Genomic DNA, 18286 nt, shown 5'->3' with positions numbered 1-18286 from the left:
TGGTCAGCCTTCCTTGGCGACCAGCTCGGCGAGGCGGTCCATGGAGTCGTTGACGCCGTCGTTCATGCCGAACTCGACGGCCTGGTCGCGGGCCTCGACGGACGGGAAGACGGACCGCTGGCGCAGGAGGACGCCGGTTTCGGTGGGCTCCAGGGTCATCTTCTCGATGCACACCTCACCTGGCGCCCCCTCCCACTCGAAGGTCTGGATGACCATCTTGTCCTGCTCGACGCTGTGGAACACGCCACGGAACGCGTACTCGCCGTTGGCGTCGCGGTGGATGTAGCGGTACGCCCCGCCCTGGCGGACGTCGTACTCCTGGATTTCGGCCTCCAGGTCGCGCGGACCGAGCCACTGGCCCAGCAGCTCCTTGCTGGTCATCACCTTGAACAGCTGGGCCGGAGTGGCGTCGAACTCCCGGGTGACCTCCACGAACGGCGTACCGGCGGGGGTGCTGATCGTCGTGCTCATCGTTCTTGCTCCTTCACGCTCTGCAGGACCGCGTCCAGGCGACGGAAGCGGCGCTCGGTCTCCAGCCGGTACTCGTCGATCCAGCTGGTCAGTGCTTCGAGGGCGGCCGGCACCAGATGACACGGACGGCGCTGGCCGTCGCGGGTCCGGGTGATCAGCCCGGCGGCCTCGAGCACCTGGATGTGCCGCGACACCGCCTGTTTGGTGATCGGGAACGGCTCGGCGAGCTCGTTGACGGTGGCCGGACCGCGCGACAGCCGCGCGATCATCGCCCGCCGGACCGGATCGCCGAGTGCGGCGAAGGCCCGATCGAGCTGGTCATCGTCAACCGACATCTTTATCAACCATTCCCTTGATCAACCGATGTGTTGAATATAGGGAGTGGTCGTGCCCGGCGTCAAGGGGTCAGATCGTCTCGAAACCGGCCATCATCGCCATGTCCTCGTGCTCGAGGTTGTGGCAGTGGATCAGGTACTTGCCCCGATGCGCGCTGAACCTGACCAGCACCTCGACCACCTCGGCCGGCCGGACGTCGACCGTGTCCTTCCAGCCTCCGTCGTACGGGCCGGGGTCGCCGCCGCGGCGGCTCAGCACCTGGAACGGCGCCAGGTGGACGTGCACCGGGTGATGGACGTCGGTGACGAACGACCAGATCTCGTACTCGTCGAGCCGCACCTGGGCCTGCATCTGCACCGGGTCGAAGGCCTTGCCGTTGATCGTCCAGCCCTGGTGTCCGCCGGCAGAGCCGCGCCGGAAGCGCCAGAGTCGCCGTACCGCGCCGGCTGGTGGTTCCGCGGCGGCGTACGCCGAGAGTCGTGCTGGGATGCTGCTGTCGTCGACAGCTCGGCGAGCGACCTTGAAACGCAGCACAGGGGCGTTGTTGTCGAGCCGGTTGACCAGAGTGACCTCGTCACCCGGCCGGTACGCCGAGAAGTCGACGATGACGTCGAAACGCTCAGCTGGTGCGATCACCAGCGTCTGGTGGTCGACCGGTGCACCGAGCAGGCCGCCATCGCTGCCGATCTGAATGAACTTGGCTGGTCCGTTGTCGAAGGCGAGTTCGTAGCGGCGTGCGTTGGCTGCGTTGAGGAACCGGAGTCGGTAGCGGACGGCGTCCACCTCGTGCACCGGCCAGGGCGCGCCGTTCACCAGCGTCACGTCACCGATGACGCCTTCCATGTACTTCGACTCGACTCCGGGCCCGTCCTGCGCAGCCGGGTAGATGAAGGACCCGTCCTCGTCGAATGCCCGGTCTGCGAGCACTAGCGGGATTTCGCGCTCTCCGGCCGGGAGTGGCAGTTTGTCCTCCTCGGCGTCCCGAATGAGGTGCAGGCCGAACAGGCCGCGGTAGACCTGCGGAGCGGTGTAGTCCATCCGGTGGTCGTGGTACCAGAGCGTGGCGGCACGCTGCGCGTTCGGATAGGTGTAGAGACGGCTGCCGGTCTTCACGTCGCCGCCGTCCATGCTGTGGTGGCCGTGCTGGTGATGCCCGCCAGGTGGCATCAGTAGGTCGAGTGGCCAGCCGTCGCTCGCTGCGGGTGTGTGACCGCCGTGCAGGTGCACTGCGGTCGGTAGGTCGAGTTCGTTGACCTGTTCGATGACAGTGGTCTGGCCGCTGCGGACGTCGAAGGTCGGTCCGGGGAACAGGCCGTCGTACCCGAGGACCTCTGTTTTCAGACCCGGCAGGATCTCCAAGCGGGCTTTGCGTTGTACGACGCGGTAGTGGCCGGGGGACGTCGGTTGCTTCGTCGGAGGGATCGGCAACGGGACTGTGAACGGTTTGGGCAGTTTCGCCTTGCTGCGCAGGAGTTCGCCGGCCTGTCCGGGTGACGCGTCCAAGCCGCAACCGGCCAGTGTGGCTGCGCCGGTGACGGCTAGGAACCCGCGGCGGGACATCTTCATTGAGCGACCTCCTGGCGGCGGAACGACCGGACCGTCATCCACACCGCGATGACGACGATCGCCGTACCGAGCGGAACGTGGACGGCGAAGTTCTGTAGGTAGCCAAAGGTGATCTGGACGAACTCCGCGACACAGAGCACGGCTGACCACAGCGTTGGGTAGGGCCCGCCGCCGCGGAACCAGTAGATGGCCGCGGCCAACAGTTGGACCATGCCCAGCAGCCAGAGCGTGGAGCCGAGCGGACTGTGCAGATTCATCGCGTCGACCTCGCCGACCAGGAAGTAGCCGGCCATGATCGGCTGCAGGCAGATGGCGATCGTGTGGAGTAGCAGTACGACGCGCAGCGTCCACAGCGAGAGTCGCGGACGGCGCCTCATGCTTTCGCCGCCGAACGGTAGGTCCAGGCCGCAAAGCCCACTGCGCTGCCGATGAGCGCGATGCCGAGCGGGATGTGGATCGGGAGCTGCTTGTTGTAGCCCATCGCGATCTGCACGGACTCCGCGGCCAAGATCAGCAGTGCCGCGACCGGTGCGAGCCGTCGGCCGCTGGAACGCCAGTAGCCGATCGCTACCAGCAGCTGCGCGACTCCGATCGAGCTGATTGCCAAGCCGACCGGTTCGTGGATGCGCAGCCCGGTGGGGGAGCCGTTCAGGTAAACGCCGATCGCGATCGGCTGCACGAAGAGCGCGGCCGCGTGCAGGACGGCGACCAGGCGGAGGACTGCGAGCCACTTCATGTAGCCAGACAATAGTAGTCTGGCTACATGTAGATCAATCAGGTATCACCCGGACAGAGCTCTCCCCGGAACCCTGAGGGGGTGCGCGAAACTTAGGTGAGGTGGCCGAGCGGGGCGACGGTGATGCCGGCGCGCTCGCAGACCCAGTGTGGGTCGGGGCCGAGCTCCGGCTCGATGCGGAGCTCGTGGTCGTGCAAGTCGTCGCAGGCCGTGCAGCGCGGCCAGCGGATGCCGGAGTCGAAGATGCGGTCCTGCATGTCCTGTGCGATCAGGCCGGCGATGTGCTCGGCACCGTCCGGCCACTGGTCGAGCCACCACTGGCGCTCGGCGACCGCATCTTCCAAAGCCGACACCATTGCGGCGTCGTTGAACCCGCGCGCGGCCAGATCGTGCAGCACCAGCGCGCGAGCGGTCAGTAGAACTCCAGGCTCACTCATCCCCATCAGCGTGCCAGACGGCACCGACAAACCACAGCGTCAGGTCGGCGAGCAGGTGGGCCTGGGATCGACCCGCTCGGCGAGGCGGAGCTGTCGCTCGGCCACTGCACGCAGCGCGGCGCCGAACTGTGCCCGGTACGCCGGAGTGCGGCGCGGGCGGTCGTCGTGGGGTTGCTGCGGGGCATTGGGTAGCGCTGACTGGGACAGGGCGCGTGAGTTCTCGACTGCGGTGTTGCCGGCGATGAAGTACGTCATGGTGCTCCCTCCTGAGAGCAGGTCAGTTCTTGGGTGCTGGTCCGCTGCTGGAGCGGACGATCAGCTCGGTGGGCATGAGGAGCTGGCGTTCGGTAGTACTGGGGTCGAGCAGGACGCGGCCGAGCGCGCGGCCCTTGTCCTTGATGGGCTGGTGAATCGTGGTCAGTCCGGCCTGCTCGGCGGCCGGGATGTCGTCGAAGCCGGTGACGGTCACATCGCGCCCCGGGGTCAGCCCGCGGATGCGCAACGCCTCCAGCGCGCCGAGGGCCTGGACGTCGCTCAGTCCGACAATCGCGGTCGGCCGATCCTGTGTGTCCAGCACCCAGCCGGCGCCGGCGACTCCGGACTCGAAGGCGTTGTGTCCGCCCGACACGAGTCGGATGCGGGCCTCTGGCATCGCCTTGCGCAGCCCCTCGAGCCGCAGAGTCGGATTGCCGCTGCCGATGTCGCCGAGACCCATCTCCATCGGTCTGCTGCCGGACGCCGCAGCGTTGTCGACCAGGACGACGATGTCGCGGTGGCCCAGCCGGGTCAGGTACTCGCCCAGCTCGACCGCGGCGGCCACCTCGTCGATGGCGACCCAGCTGTCGGTGAAGGTGCCCGGATCCGTCGAAGCGGCCGGCACTCCGCGGGCGGAGAGGATGTCCAGCGACGGATGGCCGTGCGGTACGCAGAAGATCGCTGCGGCGTCGATCGCGGCCTGTTGGACCGCAGTGCTGCCGCCTTCGGGATCGCTCGAGCTCACCGGCATCAACAGCAGGCTGGTGCTGAACTCCTCGGCGACCTCGGCCAGCCCGGCCAGGAAGCCGACGGCGAACGGGTCCGAGAAGGCGTACGACAGCTTGTCCGTGAACAGGACGCCGATCGCCCCGGCCTTGCCGCTGCGCAGGGCTCGCGCGGACGCGTCCGGCCCGGCGTACCCGAGCTCGTGGGCGGTCGCCAGGATCCGCTCGCGCAGCGCGGCGGACAGCTGGCCGGGCTTGTTGTACGCGTTCGACACCGTCGACGGCGAGACGCCCACGGCCTTGGCCACGGTCTTCAAGGTCACGCCCGCCATCGCCGCACCACCTTCTGTATCGTTCTTCTAAATCGATCTAGAAAAACGATACAGAAGGCCGTGCGCGAGCGCAACACGGATTCCTGGGATGATGTCGTCATGGCTTCGTTGCTGGAGGTGATCGCGCTGCACCCGGCGGATGCCGAAGCGGCGCAGGAGGGCGGGGCGGACCGGCTGGAGCTGTGCGCGTCGATGGAGGCCGACGGCCTCTCGCCGTCGGTGTCCACGGTCAGTGCGATCCGCCGCGCGACCGATCTGCCGCTGCGGGTGATGCTGCGGCTGTCCGACTCGTTCACCACGAACGGCGCCGAGCTGAACCGGATGACCGCCCAGGCGCAGTCCTACCTGGCCGCCGGGGCGGACGGCTTCGTCCTCGGCTTCCTGACTTCGGACAACCTGGTCGACGTCGAATCGGTCGCTGCGCTGGTCAGCACGTTCGCCGGTACGCCGTGGACGTTCCACCGCGCGATCGACGCAGTCCTCGAGCAGGCGCCGGCCTGGCGGGCGCTGCGGACGCTCCAGGGTCTGGACTGCGTTCTGACCGCCGGGTCGTCGATAGGCGTCGGCCACGGCCTGGATGACCTGTGCAAGCTGGCCAAGGCCGATCCGGCGGTGGCGGGCGTCATGATGGCCGGTGGCGCACTCAAGCCCGAGCATGTGCCCTGGCTGTACCAGTCCGGCGTACGCCGGTTCCACGTCGGCTCGTCGGTCCGACAGGACGGCTCCTGGACGAAGGCCTACGTCAACTCCCGCTTCGTCCGCTCCTGGCGCAATCTGCTCGACGCGCAGGACGCTCGCGGATGATCCTCATCGACCCGCCGGCCTGGTCCGCCTGGGACCGCCTCTGGTCCCACCTCGTCAGCGACGAGTCGCACGAGGAGCTACACGCTTTCGCCAAAGCGGCCGGCATCCCCGCCCGCGGCTTCGACCGCGACCACTACGACGTCCCCAGTGACCGCTACGACGACCTGGTCGCCGCCGGCGCCGTACCGGTCTCCAGTCGCGAGCTGGTCAGCCGCATCACCGCAGCAGGCCTGCGGCACCGCAAAACGAGACAGCCCCCAACCGAGTGAGGTTGGGGGCTGTTGCTCAGTCGAGCAGCTCGGTGACCGTGCCCGCGGCGACGGTGTGACCGCCTTCGCGGACTGCGAAGCCGAGGCCGACGTTCATCGCGATCGGCTTCACCAGCTCCACGGCCAGGTCGACCGTGTCACCCGGCATGACCTGGGTGATCGTGCCGAGGTCGATGCCGCCGGACACGTCCGTCGTCCGGAAGTAGAACTGCGGGCGGTAGTCCGCGGCGAACGGCGTGTGCCGGCCGCCCTCGGCGGTGGACAGCGCGTGCAGCGTCGCCCGGAACGCGCGGTGCGGACGCACCGTGCCGGGGACCGCGACCACCATGCCGCGACGGACCTCGTCCCGCTTCACACCGCGAAGCAGGATCGCCGCGTTGTCACCGGCCTGGACGGCGTCCAGCGTCTTGCCGAACGTCTCCAGCCCGATGGCAGTGCTGCTGATGGTCTCGCCGAGACCGACCACGTCGACCGCCGCACCGACCTGCAGAGTGCCGCGCTCGACCGCACCGGTGACCACCGTGCCCCGGCCGCTGATCGTGAGCACACCCTCGATCGGCATCAGGAACGGCTCCGTCAGCTCGCGCTCCGGTGTCGGAACGTAGCTGTCGACCGCGTCCAGCAGTTCGCCGATCGCAGCGACCCACTGCGGCTCGCCCTCCAGCGCCTTCAGGCCGGAAACGCGCACCACCGGTACGTCGTCGCCCGGGAAGCCGTACTCCGTCAGGAGCTCACGGACCTCCAGCTCGACCAGGTCGAGCAGCTCGGGGTCGTCGACGGCGTCCGCCTTGTTCAGCGCGACCACCAGGTACGGCACGCCCACCCGGCGCGCGAGCAGCACGTGCTCCCGCGTCTGCGGCATGGCGCCGTCCTGTGCGGAGACGACCAGGATCGCGGCGTCCACCTGGGCGGCGCCGGTGATCATGTTCTTCACGTAGTCGGCGTGCCCGGGCATGTCGACGTGCGCGTAGTGCCGGGTGGCGGTCTCGTACTCCACGTGCGAGATGTTGATCGTGATCCCGCGCGCGACCTCCTCCGGCGCCCGGTCGATACCGTCGAACGCGACGAAGCGGTTGACGCCCGGGTCGCGCTCGGCCAGCACCTTGGTGATCGCCGCGGTGAGGGTGGTCTTGCCGTGGTCGACGTGACCCATCGTCCCGATGTTGAGGTGCGGCTTGGTCCGCACGAACTGGCTCTTGGCCATCAGTGTGTTCCTTTGCTGGTCAGCAGTCTTCTGGAGAGCCAGGACCCTCCGGCAGGCCCGCCGGCGCTGTCACCGCGCGGAGGGGGCCGGTTCCGGGCCACCCTCTTCCGCGGGTCCTGATCAGCAGGAAGAGGGTCGGCTATCGACTGACGCAGCCCACGTGGGAGCGCCCGTCAGGCCCAGGGCCGACAGGTCACGCTCGAGAACCACGCGGAACATGTTCATCACGGTAGGCATCAACCGTGCCGGGAGCAACGGTATTCCCGGGGCCTCAGTTCAGAGCGAACAGGCGGGTGCCGTCGGAGAACACCGGCCGGGCGCCGGCCACCGTGGTGGCCGGTTTGTTGCAGGTGACCTCTTCGGACCGGGCGACCGACTTGGCGCGGGCGCCGGGCAGGATCGGGTGCGGCTGGATACCTGCGGTGCCGATCATCACCGGGGAGCAGCTGCCGTTGACCTGCGGCATCAGCGTGACCACGCGGCCGTCCGGCAGCAGCGCGAAGCCGTCACGGGCGTACTCCGGCTGCTGCAACCGCGGCGGTACCTGCAGCAGGTGGTGCCACTGCGGAGTGCCGTCGGCCGGGCTCGCCGCGGACACGTCGTACGTCTGGGGCTGGGGCGGGTCAGTCGCGTTCCGGCAGGTGATCAGTACCAGGGAGGTGTGCGTAGCGGCCAGCTGCGCGTCACAGGACGCCGGACCGAGTCGCGGCCGCGGTGTGCCCGGTACAGGAGTCGACCAGGTGACGCGACCGTCGCCGACGTCGATCGACCACTGGTAGAGAGTGCCGCCTGCGGACGCCGTCCAGATCAGGCCGGCTACCTCACGAGTGTCCGGTACGGCGACCAGGTCGCCGACCCAGGTCTCTGGGTCCAGCTCGGCGCTCAGATCGAAGCGGTCGCCCAGCTTGACCTCCCAGCGCTGGTCGCCGGTCTTCAGGTCCAGACCGCGGACGACGGCTCCGTTCCCGGCGCAGGCATCGACCACGACAGCCTGGTCGCCCAAGAGCTCGCCTTGGGTCACGTTGCAGCGCAGCCGGGTCCGCCAGTGCGTCGGGCTGCTCACGCCGTGTGCGGCGACGTAGTTCCCTTCGGCGATCAGCAGCTGGTTCTGGTCGACTGCGAGCGCGCGGCCATCGGTGTGCACCTCGGTGAGCACCTCGCCGCTGACGGCATTCAGGACGGCGTACGTCGGCAGGTCGATGCCGGTCGGCGCGCGGTACGCGGCGTACGGCAGGTTGGCGGCGACGATGCGACCGTCGCCGGAGACGAGCAGACCCTTCGAACCGCTGGAGGCGGCGTCGTTGACGTCGGCCCGCGCGTAGCGCCAGCGAATTTGGCCGGTGTTCGCGTCCGACATGACCACGCCGTCCGACCGCAGCTCGGCCACACCGCCCGCCGTACCGGCGATGGCGCCTGCGGCGGGCACCTCACGGGTCCAAGCCAGGGTGCCGTCCAGCTGCACTGGCTGCTGGGTGGGTGCGGCGGTGGTCGTCGTACTGACCGTGTTGGCGGTCTCCAGGCGAGCCTGGACGAACGGCTCACCCGCAGAGACGACGATCCAGGCCAGCAGCGCTCCACAGACTGCAGTAGCCGCGACACCGAGCCGCTGCGGCGGGGACTGCGAGTATGGCGGCGCCCGGCGCAACCGACGCGCGATCGCCAACAGACCGCCGGCCAGGATCAGTGCGATCGAGGTGAGCATCAGATACGGCCAGCGCTCGGACATCGCCGCACCGGGCTGAGCGGCCGGCCAGTGCCACCAGCACAGCCCGACACCCAGTACGCCGATCACAGCGAAGATCAGTGCGGGAACTGCCAGGAGCCGCTGCCGAGCGCGGCGGAACCAGGCGCAGGCCAGGCCGGTCGCAGCCAGCGTGCCGGCGACGGGAGCCCACACCGGGAAGCCGGTCACCTCATTCGGGTCGGCCGGCCATTTCGACGCGGCGCCGAGACCACGGCCGAGTAGTACTGACGCCGCGACGACCACACCGAGCGCTGCGCCGAAGTACACGATCGGGATCAGCCCGCCGATCGGCCGGGCCGCCTTAGGGCCCCAGGACTCGATCTCCCGTTCCAGGTTGGCGCGGGCGGCCTGTTCCCAGTCGGCATGTCCGCGGTCGGTCGCGTAGAGCGGAGTCTCGGCCAGGCCCTGCAGGAACGACATCCGGCCGCGGGCGAAGTCGCGGTCGCTGATGTGCGCGTACTCCTGCCGGATGCCGGCCGAGTACTCGTCGTACCGCTCCGCGGGCAGGCTGAGGATGCGCAGGTCGGCGTCGCACAGGACGGCGCCGTTCTTGTCGTCGGGCGCGCAGTCGTGTTTCGCGGTCAGCCGGACCAGCCGCCCGACCTCCTCGACCTTGGCCGCGTCGACGCCGTACGCCGCCAGTTCGAGCTCGGCCAGCTGCGCCGAGACCTCTTCGTTCTCGCCGGGGTCGGCCTGCGGGTCGTAGATCGCGTCATGGAACCAGGCGGCCAGCCGGACGGTGTCCGGATCGTCGGCGGCGTCGGCCAGTTCGTCAACGGTGCGTAACACTTCGGTCAGGTGACGCTGGTCGTGATAGTGCCGATGTTGCTCCGCGTAACGAGCCAGCAGATCATCGCCCAACGGCTGCGCGTGCGGCAGCAGGCGATTCCACTGGTCGCGCAGGTCCATGGCATGGGAGTCTCGCACCCAACCCGTGCCGGGAGCGGCCGATCAGGGGTCCGCGGAGACGGTCGTGGCCAAAGCGATATCGCCTCGTCACCTGACCGCTTCGATTGGTGCGTCAGGCATCGAATTGCACCGTTGTAGTTGCGTTCCAGGTCACACTCCGTGGTGACAGAACCGGTTCAGCGCAAGGCGATCACGCTGTCGGCGCCGCTCGTCAGCACCAGGTTGCCGACGGCATGCGCGTCGCGGCTGCACGAGATGCCGAGCGGCAGCCGCACCTGCCGGAAGCCGCGCCGGCTGATCACGTTGGCCCAGCAGGCCTCGCTGCTGCGGCTGAGCGAGATCACGCGGCCGTCCGAGGTCACCGTGACCTTCGCCCGTGGGCTGACCGGCGCTGTGACCTGCCATGCGGTCTTTCCGGTACTCGAATCGATCGCCGTGACGACAGTACGGCGGTTTTCGACGCTGCTCGGCCCTGGGCAGTCCACCACGACGAGGTAGCGTCCGGCGGCGTTCAGCAGCGTCCGGCAGGCCCAGGACTGCGGCACCGCCCACCGCCACTTCACGGTGCCGGTCCGCGGGTCGAACGCCGTCAGCGCCTCCGGTACGTCGGAGTCGCCGCCTGGCTCGGCGACCACGACCACACCGCCGACAGCGACCGGACGGCGGTAGGTGTCGTCGGTCGGGCGGGACCAGAGCCGCTTCCCGGACCTGAGGTCGAGACCGACCATTTCGTCGGAGCGCTCGCCGCAGTTGCCGAGGAACGCGACCACGGTGTCCATGGACGCCACTGCGTCGAGGTCGGTGCACTTGCCGGGTTCGAAGGTCCAGCGCTGGTCGCCGTTCGGGTCGACCCCGTGCAGTTTGTCCGCTCCGCTCGGACTGCGCTCACCGGTCAGCAGCGGCTGCGCCTGCTGGATGAGGTGGTCACGCGTCTGCCCGGACCAGGCTGCCTTGCGGCGACCGGTGTTGGCATCCAGGAGCAGGTAGCCGACGTCGGCGAACTCGGCCAGCACGTAGTCGCCGTCCCCGGTCGCCACGATGATCGGCTTCTCGTCGGAGTCGGACCGGCTGTATCGCCAACGGAGGTCACCGGTCGCGGCGTCCAGCATCTCGACCACGCCGCCCGGGCGCGGAACGGCGATTCCGTACTGCGTCCCGACCGCCTCCTCGGCGCCGGTGCCGCGCACTGACTTGCTCACCCAGGCGACCGCGCCGTTGAGTACCGAGGGAGCCGCTTTGCCGGCGGTCGCGTCCGGCCCTTCGACGCGCTCGTTCGAGCCCAGCACGTAGTTGCGCGCCAGCGGTTGCACTATCAGCAGCAGCGTCAGCGCGACTACACCCGGCACGGCCAGCCAGGCCAGCTGCTGCCCCAGGTTCCGGCTGGGCAGGAACCTGGCCGTTCTGGTCCGCAGAAGCGACGCAGCGAGCGCAGAACCGCCAGACAAGAGCAGTAATAGCAGAGCGGCGATCAGCAGCGGCACTCGGAGACCGACACCGACAGCTGGGTTGGTCCGCGGCATCTGCGCCCAGGCGATCAACAGCCCGGTGGCTGCGACCGCGATCACGACACCCGCGATCAGTCCGGCACGCTGGCTCGAGCTGCGCGCGCAGCGAAACAGCACTGGCCCGCTGATCAACGCGAAGCCCGCCAATGCAACAGGTGGCCACCCGACCTGGCTAGGGACCGCCGGAATCTGCCAGGACGCTCCGGACGCGGCAATGGCGGCGACCGCCGCTCCGATAGCTCCGAACGTCGCAGTTGCGGTCAGTGCGGCCTGCTGCCAGCCACGCCACGGTGCTGGGAGCTCACTGTCCAGACCGGCCAGCTCGGTTTCCAGGTTGACCCGGGCCACTGGTGCTAGTCGCTGTCTGGCGAGCTGCGTCCGGTAGAGGTGGCCTTCGAGTAGCTCCTGGACGTGGTCGTACCGGTGTTCCAGGGCGCTGCGTCGCTCGCCCAGATCACGGCGCACTTCAGCCACGTGGACGGCGTACCGCACCGGGTCCGCGGAGAGGATGGCGTTGACCGAGTCGAGCAGGACGTCGCCGTTCGCGTCGCGTCTGGGCGGTGCGTAAGAGTCTGGCGGCGGAGCGTCCAGGTCGCCGGTGAGGCGGACCAGCCGGGCCACTTCGGCGACACGGATCGGTTGGACGCCGTACTGAGGCAGCAGCCGTTCGGCCAGCTGTGCCGAAGCCTCGGCGTCCTCAGCTGGTGAGCCACCGGGTTCGTGGACCGCGCGATGGAACCAAGCGGCCAGCCGAACCGACGCCGGGTCGGTGGACAGCTGAATCAGTGACTCCAGCGCGGCCAGCACGATCTCGAGGTAGTGGTCGCGGTACGCGCGTCGGTTGCGCTCGACGTAGCGGGTGATCAGCTCGTCGGCGAGCTCGCCGGGACCGGGTACGACACCGTCCCATCGCGCACGCAGCTCAACCACCGCCACAGTCTGCCAGTCACTGCGCTGCGGACAGCACCCCGGTGAGCAGGCCCGGGTACAGGGACTCCAGGTCGTCGCGGCGGAGACTGCTGATTCGGCGGGTGCCTTCGGTGTGCGTCGTCAGGACGCCGGCCTCCCGCAGCGTGCGCAGGTGGTGCGCCCGGGTGGACGGCGTGACCGGCAGGTCGATCTCGCCGCACGCGATCCCCTCCGGCGCGTCGGCGAGCGCCCGGACGATCTGCAGGCGGACCGGCTCGCCGAGGGCCTGCAGAACCGCCTCGACGCGGATCTCCGCCCGATCCGGCTGGGGGAGCTGTTTCCTGGTCATGAGTCCATAGTACGACGGATATCGAAGTTCGATGAGTTTCGTAGTACGATCTTCATCGAACTAATCGAATCTCCCCGGGAAGGACCTCATGTCCGCACGGATCTACCTGCTGGGCGCTGGTGCGTTCGCGGTCGGCACCAGCGCGTATGTCGTGTCCGGCGTGCTGCCCGATGTCAGCTCCGAGCTCCACGTCTCGCTGACCGCCGCCGGTCAGCTCGCAACCGCCTTCTCTCTGGCCTACGCCATCGGAGCGCCGATTCTGGCGACGCTGACCGGGCGCTGGGAGCGGCGGACGCTCCTGATCGCCGCACTGGTCCTGGCCGCGCTGGGCAACCTGATCGCCGCCGTCGCAACCAACTACCCGGTGCTGGTCGTCGGGCGGGTGGTGGCGGCGTTCGGTGCGGCTGCGTACACGCCGGCAGCCACCCTGTTCGCTACTGGGCTGCTGCCACCGGAGGAGCGCGGTAGGGCCGTGGCTGTCGTGTTCGGCGGGCTGACCTTCGCGCTGGTGCTGGGCGTTCCGGCGGGGAGCCTGTTGGGCCCGACACTCGGTTACAAGGGTGTCTTCGCGCTGATTGCCGTCATCGCGGTGCTGGTCGCGGTGGTCGAGCGCGCTGCGCTCCCGAGGGTAGACGCGCCTGCCGTGGTCGGGTTGCGAGAGCGGTTCGCCGGTCTGGCTGATCGGCGCGTGCAGATCGTGCTGGCGATGTCTGTGCTGGGTGTTCTCGGCGCTTTCAGCGTCTACATCTACATCGTGCCGCTGCTCAAGGAGACTGCTGGTCTGACCGGAAACGTCACCGGCGTCCTGCTGCTGGTGTACGGCGTTGGCGCTGTCGTGGGCAACCTGCTCGGCGGTCGTGCCACGGACCGGTTCGGCAGCATCCGCACTCTGATCGTGCTGCTGATCGGCATCATCCTGACGGTCAGCACGCTGGATCTGACGGCTCGCAGTGTCGCGGGCGCCGGAGTGGCTTTGTTCGTCTGGGGCATGTTCACCTGGGCCTTCAACCCGCCGATCCAGAACCTCCTGCTGGAGCTCGGTGGCGGTCTGCTGATCGCGCTCAACGCCTCAGCCATCTACCTGGGTGCCGGCCTGTCCGCGGTGGTCGGCGGTCTGGTGATCCACGTCGCCGGACTGCAGTACCTGCCGCCGCTGGCCGCGCTGCTCTCGCTGATCGTGCTCGCTCTGACGTTCACGCTGCGCCGTAACCCCGGCCTCGAGGACATCGAGCACTTGGAGCACATCGAGGAGCCCCTGGTGGTAACGGCCTCCGACTAGGGCAGGCTAGCGGCCATGCGACTTTTGGCCGCGCTGCTAGTGCTCACCACCTCGATGACCGGAGCGGCTGACCCCACTCCGGTCGTCGACGGTTGGAAGACCTCACCTGTGTACGTCGACTCGACACAGCGCTCTCTGGTCCCGGACGAGGATGCGGCGGAGCTGCGGGAGCGCCTAGGTGGTCACGATGAGGCGATCCGGATCGCCGTCGTACCAGCATCTGTGCTGAACGACGGCAGTGGTGACAGTGCTGCCGCCGCTCGGGCGTACGTCGACGCACTGGTCGACAAGCAGGCTGCGGACGGCGTGTACCTGGTTGTCTTCGGCGGAGCGATCACCTGGGGGAGTGCGGTCGGTGTGGACACCCCGATCGCAAAGATCCTCACAGAGGAGCTGGCCAGACACAGCCGTTCCGATGCGGTCGGCACACTCCACGGAGTCCTCGACCGGCTCGACGTACCGAAGGCAGCCGGCGGTCCGCCGAGCTGGCTCTGGTTGGTGGGGCTCCTGCTCGTGCTGTTCGCGGCATTCGGCCTGGTCCTGCGCTGGTGGCGGTCCAGACCCCGCAGCGACGCCGGACCGGCGCTGTACCGGCCGTCGTACGCCGTCCTGCCGGACGAGGCGGACACGCTGACCGAGCGGCAGGCGCTGGCTCGGGAGGACGTGACGCGATTCGGTGAGGAACTGGATGCGGCGGACGTGCGTCTGGACGGCGTGGACAACACGGCGGATGTACAGGCGGCGATGGACGCGTACGCCGATGCCAGCCGGGTGGTCGACGGTGACCTGGAGGACGAAGAGCTGCGTGATGTGCGGGCGCGGGTCGAGTACGGCCGTTGGCGTCTCGCCTGTGCGCAGGCAGTCGTTGCGGGCACGGATCGGCCACCCCGCCGGGTGCAGTGCTTCTTCGACCCGGCACACGGCATCTCGGTGACTGACTGGATGTACACCCCGCCGGGCGGGAAGCCGCGGGAAGTGCCGGTCTGTCAGTCCTGTCAGGACAGACTGTCGAGGAGCAAGCGATGATGCGACTGCTGGCCGCGCTGGCGCTGCTCCTGGTCGTACCGGTGCTCCCGGCCCACGCTGCGACCACGGCTCCGGGCGACTACTTCAACGAGGTCGCTGCGCAGCTGGGCGAGCCCGGTGTCTGGGTCGACCCGGCGGTGCGCGAGCTGTCGGCGTCCGAGGTCGCAGAGCTGAACGCCGCGGCGAAGAACGCGGCCGCGCCGATCCGGATCGCGGTTGTGCCGGCGGACAAGCTCAGGACCACCAAGTACTCAGGCCTGATCTGGCAGGGCGAGGAGATCGCCGACCAGCTCTACGACCGGGTCGGTGTCGAGGGCGTGTACGCCGTTCTGGTCGATGCGAGGTCGCAGAGTGCCGGCCGCGGGTTCCATGCCGTCCAGCGAGCCGACAAGGGGCCGACGTACTACGTGGGTGACGCCGTCGACCAGGCCGTGGACTGCTGCGCGCCGAACTACGAGCGGATGCTGACCAGGTTCATCACGCGGGCGCAGGTGGTCGACAAGCCGTTCTACATCGACGCTGCGCCGTGGGCCGGCAGCATCGCGGGCATCTTCGCGCTGTGGTGGAGCGTCGTCACCTTTGGCGCGGTCCGGGCCCGGAGGCGGGACGAGAAGGACCATCTGTCGTACACGCGCCCGCTGCTCAACGAGGAGATCATCGCGCTGTCGCAGCAGGTGTCCGCGCTGCCGACGACCTCCGAGCCCCAGCAGGCCAAGCTGTCCAAGGACGTCCTCGACACGGTCGAGAAGGCCCGGCACCGGCTGGACGCGGCCAAGGGGGACGCCGACATCGAGGCGGTCACGACTCTGCTCGGCTCAGCGCGCTACGGGCTGGTCTGCATCGACGCGGTCCGGGCTGGACAGCCGATGCCGGAGCCGACTCCGCCGTGCTTCTACGACCCGCGCCACGGGCCCAGCACGGCCAAGATCAGCTGGCGGCCGGAGTCCGGTTCCGAACGTGAGGTCGATGTCTGTGCAGCCTGTAAGCGCCGCGATGAGGCCGGAGAGGCGCCCCAAATCCGGATGGTGACCGGTTCACGTGAAGAGCGTCCGTACTGGACGTACGGCGAGGACATGGCTGCCTACATCGACGGCTACTGGTCGCAGGGCGATGGCCGCCGCTGGTGGTTCCCCGACGAGCGCGCCCGGCGTGCTGGTGACCAGATGCGCGCCCGGTGGCAGTCGCGGCGGGCCCGGTCCCGCTTCGGTCGGATGTCGGCCGCCATGGGCGAATCGATCAACCGGTCGATGTCCTCGGCGGGTTCGTCGTCCGATGACGGCGGCGGGTCGCGGCGCTCGTTCTCGTCGCGGACCCGGTCCAGCGGTGGCGGCTCTTCGCGGCGTTCGTCGCGGCGCTCAGGCGGGTCGCGCGGCTTCTAGGACGGCCGGCAGGTCCTCGCAGTGCAGAACGGCCAGCGAGGTGACCGCACGAGTCAGACAGACGTAGAGCCGGCGGAGGCCGGTGCGCTCGTCGGCCTCACCCGCCACGATGCCGGCCGGCTCCACGAGGACGACGTGGTCGAACTCGAGACCCTTGGCCAGAGAGGCCGGGACGACGTCCAGGTGCGCGTCGACGTCGTCCTCGTCGCCGAGCACCGCGAACACGAGGTCCTGCGCCAGCAGCGCCTTCCGGGCGGCCGGTACCAGTGCGTCCGGGACGATCAGGCCGATCGAGCCTGGCCGGGACGACACCTCAGTCACAGTCGTCACGGCAGCGGCCAGGCTGTCGTCGACTCTGGTGATGCTGAGTTCACCGCGCGCCCGTCGGACGGCGGTCGGCGGGGTCAGGTGCGGTGCGATGACCGGGAGCAGCTGTGCGGCGTACTCGATCACCTGCCCTGGGACGCGGAAGCCGGCGGTCAGCTCCTCGGTGTGGGCACCGCTCTTCCCCAGGTGCTTGAGCGCCTCGTCCCAGGACGGCGTGGCCCACGGCGTCGTCCCCTGCGCGATGTCACCGAGGACAGTCATCGAGCCGGTCGAGCAACGCCGCCCGACAGCGCGCAGCTGCATCGCGGACAGGTCCTGCGCCTCGTCCAGGACGACGTGGCCGAGCGACGGCGTCCGGTCGACCAGGTCGGCGATCTCGTCGACCAGCGTGGCGTCGGCAACGGACCACTTGGCTGAGCCCGCGGTCCGCGGCGCCTTCGCCCAGGTGAGCAGCAGCTGCTCTTCGGCGGTCAGAATGCCGTCCGCGTGTTCGGCGAGCAGCTCCGGCTCGGTGAAGAGGCGGAACAGCAGCTTCGCCGGGTCGACTGCGGGCCACAGGGCTTCGGCGTACTGCTTGACCGGGCGGCTGCGGGCGACGGCGTCCTGGACGCGGTCATCCGGCGAGTCACCGGCAGCCTCCATCTTGAGCAGTACGGCGTGGGCCAGCCGCTGCGGCAGCATCGCGCGACCGGCGCCGTACCGGACGCCGCGCGTCCGCAGCTCGGCGACCAGCTCCTCGGCGTCGTACGCCGACACTCGCCAGCGGTGTGAACCGCGTGGCACGACCAGGGCCTCCTTCGGCGCCTGTACCTGCGACCAGACGGCCCGGTGCAACACCTCGGCCATCCGGGCGTCGCCCTTCAGTACGTCGACAGCGGCACTGCCCGGCCCGCTCACCCGGACGTGGGCGACCAGCTCCTCGACGGTGGTCTGTTTGGCCTCGATTTCACCCAGCGCAGGCAGGACGTCGCCGATGTACCGCAGGAAGCTCGCGTTCGGGCCGACCACGAGGACTCCGGCCCGGCTGAGCTGGTCGCGGTAGGCATAGAGCAGGTACGCCGCGCGGTGCAGGCCGACGGCAGTTTTACCGGTGCCGGGTGCGCCCTGGACGCAGATGGTGTCCTCGACGCCGGAGCGGACGATCACGTCCTGCTCGGGCTGGATCGTTGCCACGATGTCCCGCATCGGGCCGGAGCGTGGCCGCTCGATTTCGGCGTCCAGAATGTCGCTGTGCTGCTCGGCCGGCGCCGTGGAGGTGAGGTCCTCGTCCTCGAAGGCTGTCATCTCGCCGTGGGTGAAGCCGAACCGGCGGCGGCTGCCGATCCCCATCGGCTCGGTCTTGCTCGCCCGGTAGAACGGAACCGAGATGTCGGCGCGCCAGTCGACCACCAGTGGCTCGCCGAGCGCGTCGTTCACGTGCCGCCGTCCGATGTGGAACGTCTCCGGTGCGGGAGTCACGTAGTCCAGCCGACCGAAGAACAGCGGTACCTCGGGGTCGTCCTCCAGCTCCTTCATCCGCCGCCAGATCGCGGCCTTGAGGAACGCCTGGTTCACTCTATCGGCGCTGTGGATCTCCAGCGCGCCGGTCTTCTCCCGCATCTGCGCCAGCGCGGCCCGGGAGGTCTTCAGATAGTTCTGCTCGGCCAGGAGGGTGTCGGACACGTCTGAGGGCATGAGTAACCTCCGGCAGGGGATGGGGGCCCAGCTACGTTACTTGAGCCCCT

At 69.0% G+C, this 18286-nt stretch carries 18 protein-coding genes; 5 read left to right on the top strand and 13 right to left on the bottom strand.

Translation table 11 applies throughout. From position 1 onward, the window contains the following. Positions 1-3: 3 nt before the first annotated feature. The 8 genes from ACZ6ZD_RS03275 to ACZ6ZD_RS03240 all read right to left on the bottom strand — a co-directional run bounded on the left by ACZ6ZD_RS03275 (position 4) and on the right by ACZ6ZD_RS03240 (position 4858). On the bottom strand, positions 4-471 hold the full coding sequence (locus ACZ6ZD_RS03275; protein WP_465667865.1) for an SRPBCC domain-containing protein: 468 nt from the start codon (positions 469-471) through the stop codon (positions 4-6). Then, a complete protein-coding gene (locus ACZ6ZD_RS03270; RefSeq protein WP_465667863.1) occupies positions 468-806 on the bottom strand; it encodes an ArsR/SmtB family transcription factor in 339 nt (112 codons plus the stop codon). Before ACZ6ZD_RS03270 ends, ACZ6ZD_RS03275 begins: the two co-directional genes overlap by 4 nt. 70 nt (positions 807-876) lie before the next feature. Continuing rightward, the gene (locus ACZ6ZD_RS03265) at positions 877-2373 is read right to left on the bottom strand and encodes a multicopper oxidase family protein (protein WP_465667861.1); all 1497 of its coding nucleotides are present in this window, start codon (positions 2371-2373) and stop codon (positions 877-879) included. Further along, positions 2370-2750 carry a hypothetical protein gene (locus ACZ6ZD_RS03260; RefSeq protein WP_465667859.1) on the bottom strand — a complete coding sequence of 127 codons (381 nt, stop codon included), beginning with the start codon at positions 2748-2750 and terminating at the stop codon, positions 2370-2372. The genes ACZ6ZD_RS03265 and ACZ6ZD_RS03260 overlap by 4 nt, the downstream gene beginning before the upstream one ends. Continuing rightward, positions 2747-3109 (bottom strand): hypothetical protein, encoded by a 363-nt coding sequence (locus ACZ6ZD_RS03255; protein WP_465667857.1) that lies wholly within the window; start codon positions 3107-3109, stop codon positions 2747-2749. The genes ACZ6ZD_RS03260 and ACZ6ZD_RS03255 overlap by 4 nt, the downstream gene beginning before the upstream one ends. A 92-nt stretch (positions 3110-3201) precedes the next feature. Then, positions 3202-3546 (bottom strand): hypothetical protein, encoded by a 345-nt coding sequence (locus ACZ6ZD_RS03250; RefSeq protein WP_465667855.1) that lies wholly within the window; start codon positions 3544-3546, stop codon positions 3202-3204. Positions 3547-3585: 39 nt separating this feature from the next. Next, a complete protein-coding gene (locus ACZ6ZD_RS03245) occupies positions 3586-3801 on the bottom strand; it encodes a hypothetical protein (protein WP_465667853.1) in 216 nt (71 codons plus the stop codon). Positions 3802-3823: 22 nt separating this feature from the next. Then, positions 3824-4858, bottom strand: a complete 1035-nt coding sequence (locus tag ACZ6ZD_RS03240) for a LacI family DNA-binding transcriptional regulator (protein WP_465667851.1) — start codon at positions 4856-4858, stop codon at positions 3824-3826. A 99-nt stretch (positions 4859-4957) separates the two neighbouring features. On the opposite strand from ACZ6ZD_RS03240, the gene ACZ6ZD_RS03235 reads away from it, so the two are divergent. Then, positions 4958-5662 carry a copper homeostasis protein CutC gene (locus ACZ6ZD_RS03235; RefSeq protein ID WP_465667849.1) on the top strand — a complete coding sequence of 235 codons (705 nt, stop codon included), beginning with the start codon at positions 4958-4960 and terminating at the stop codon, positions 5660-5662. Next, a complete protein-coding gene (locus ACZ6ZD_RS03230; RefSeq protein WP_465667847.1) occupies positions 5659-5931 on the top strand; it encodes a DUF4031 domain-containing protein in 273 nt (90 codons plus the stop codon). The genes ACZ6ZD_RS03235 and ACZ6ZD_RS03230 overlap by 4 nt, the downstream gene beginning before the upstream one ends. A 16-nt stretch (positions 5932-5947) precedes the next feature. Here the strand turns inward: ACZ6ZD_RS03230 and tuf are convergent, their stop codons facing one another. The 4 genes from tuf to ACZ6ZD_RS03210 all read right to left on the bottom strand — a co-directional run bounded on the left by tuf (position 5948) and on the right by ACZ6ZD_RS03210 (position 12551). Then, positions 5948-7135 carry an elongation factor Tu gene (gene tuf, locus ACZ6ZD_RS03225; RefSeq protein WP_465667845.1) on the bottom strand — a complete coding sequence of 396 codons (1188 nt, stop codon included), beginning with the start codon at positions 7133-7135 and terminating at the stop codon, positions 5948-5950. A gap of 271 nt (positions 7136-7406) precedes the next feature. Further along, a complete protein-coding gene (locus ACZ6ZD_RS03220) occupies positions 7407-9788 on the bottom strand; it encodes a hypothetical protein (protein ID WP_465667843.1) in 2382 nt (793 codons plus the stop codon). Between the two features lie 176 nt (positions 9789-9964). Beyond that, entirely contained in the window at positions 9965-12223 is a 2259-nt protein-coding gene (locus ACZ6ZD_RS03215) for an outer membrane protein assembly factor BamB family protein (RefSeq protein ID WP_465667842.1), read from the bottom strand. A gap of 16 nt (positions 12224-12239) precedes the next feature. Next, positions 12240-12551: an ArsR/SmtB family transcription factor gene (locus ACZ6ZD_RS03210; protein ID WP_465667841.1), complete on the bottom strand. Its 312-nt coding sequence runs from the start codon at positions 12549-12551 to the stop codon at positions 12240-12242. 88 nt (positions 12552-12639) lie between these two features. Here ACZ6ZD_RS03210 and ACZ6ZD_RS03205 point away from each other — a divergent pair, with 88 nt between their 5' ends. The 3 genes from ACZ6ZD_RS03205 to ACZ6ZD_RS03195 are packed head-to-tail and all read left to right on the top strand — an operon-like array spanning position 12640 to position 16235. Beyond that, positions 12640-13830 carry an MFS transporter gene (locus ACZ6ZD_RS03205; RefSeq protein ID WP_465667839.1) on the top strand — a complete coding sequence of 397 codons (1191 nt, stop codon included), beginning with the start codon at positions 12640-12642 and terminating at the stop codon, positions 13828-13830. 15 nt (positions 13831-13845) lie between these two features. Beyond that, positions 13846-14856, top strand: coding sequence for a hypothetical protein (locus ACZ6ZD_RS03200; protein WP_465667837.1), 1011 nt, complete (start codon positions 13846-13848; stop codon positions 14854-14856). Then, positions 14853-16235 carry a hypothetical protein gene (locus ACZ6ZD_RS03195; RefSeq protein ID WP_465667835.1) on the top strand — a complete coding sequence of 461 codons (1383 nt, stop codon included), beginning with the start codon at positions 14853-14855 and terminating at the stop codon, positions 16233-16235. Before ACZ6ZD_RS03200 ends, ACZ6ZD_RS03195 begins: the two co-directional genes overlap by 4 nt. Here the strand turns inward: ACZ6ZD_RS03195 and ACZ6ZD_RS03190 are convergent. Beyond that, positions 16212-18236 carry a HelD family protein gene (locus tag ACZ6ZD_RS03190; protein ID WP_465667833.1) on the bottom strand — a complete coding sequence of 675 codons (2025 nt, stop codon included), beginning with the start codon at positions 18234-18236 and terminating at the stop codon, positions 16212-16214. The two genes, ACZ6ZD_RS03195 and ACZ6ZD_RS03190, sit on opposite strands and share 24 nt — an antisense overlap. Positions 18237-18286: the final 50 nt, after the last annotated feature.

The organism is Kribbella sp. NPDC104218 (assembly GCF_055584105.1).
Note: the sequence above shows the minus strand (reverse complement) of the source record. Positions and strands in the feature narration are given on the sequence as shown.

Bases quoted from the DNA above. Each gene is read 5' to 3' on its own strand.
- ACZ6ZD_RS03270 (WP_465667863.1), bottom strand. From the start codon at position 806: ATGTCGGTTGACGATGACCAGCTCGATCGGGCCTTCGCCGCACTCGGC.
- ACZ6ZD_RS03235 (WP_465667849.1), top strand. From the start codon at position 4,958: ATGGCTTCGTTGCTGGAGGTGATCGCGCTGCACCCGGCGGATGCCGAA.
- ACZ6ZD_RS03245 (WP_465667853.1), bottom strand. From the start codon at position 3,801: ATGACGTACTTCATCGCCGGCAACACCGCAGTCGAGAACTCACGCGCC.
- ACZ6ZD_RS03255 (WP_465667857.1), bottom strand. From the start codon at position 3,109: ATGAAGTGGCTCGCAGTCCTCCGCCTGGTCGCCGTCCTGCACGCGGCC.
- ACZ6ZD_RS03275 (WP_465667865.1), bottom strand. From the start codon at position 471: ATGAGCACGACGATCAGCACCCCCGCCGGTACGCCGTTCGTGGAGGTC.
- ACZ6ZD_RS03250 (WP_465667855.1), bottom strand. From the start codon at position 3,546: ATGAGTGAGCCTGGAGTTCTACTGACCGCTCGCGCGCTGGTGCTGCAC.
- ACZ6ZD_RS03240 (WP_465667851.1), bottom strand. From the start codon at position 4,858: ATGGCGGGCGTGACCTTGAAGACCGTGGCCAAGGCCGTGGGCGTCTCG.
- ACZ6ZD_RS03195 (WP_465667835.1), top strand. From the start codon at position 14,853: ATGATGCGACTGCTGGCCGCGCTGGCGCTGCTCCTGGTCGTACCGGTG.
- ACZ6ZD_RS03220 (WP_465667843.1), bottom strand. From the start codon at position 9,788: ATGGACCTGCGCGACCAGTGGAATCGCCTGCTGCCGCACGCGCAGCCG.
- ACZ6ZD_RS03260 (WP_465667859.1), bottom strand. From the start codon at position 2,750: ATGAGGCGCCGTCCGCGACTCTCGCTGTGGACGCTGCGCGTCGTACTG.
- ACZ6ZD_RS03205 (WP_465667839.1), top strand. From the start codon at position 12,640: ATGTCCGCACGGATCTACCTGCTGGGCGCTGGTGCGTTCGCGGTCGGC.
- ACZ6ZD_RS03230 (WP_465667847.1), top strand. From the start codon at position 5,659: ATGATCCTCATCGACCCGCCGGCCTGGTCCGCCTGGGACCGCCTCTGG.
- ACZ6ZD_RS03200 (WP_465667837.1), top strand. From the start codon at position 13,846: ATGCGACTTTTGGCCGCGCTGCTAGTGCTCACCACCTCGATGACCGGA.
- ACZ6ZD_RS03210 (WP_465667841.1), bottom strand. From the start codon at position 12,551: ATGACCAGGAAACAGCTCCCCCAGCCGGATCGGGCGGAGATCCGCGTC.
- tuf (WP_465667845.1), bottom strand. From the start codon at position 7,135: ATGGCCAAGAGCCAGTTCGTGCGGACCAAGCCGCACCTCAACATCGGG.
- ACZ6ZD_RS03190 (WP_465667833.1), bottom strand. From the start codon at position 18,236: ATGCCCTCAGACGTGTCCGACACCCTCCTGGCCGAGCAGAACTATCTG.
- ACZ6ZD_RS03265 (WP_465667861.1), bottom strand. From the start codon at position 2,373: ATGAAGATGTCCCGCCGCGGGTTCCTAGCCGTCACCGGCGCAGCCACA.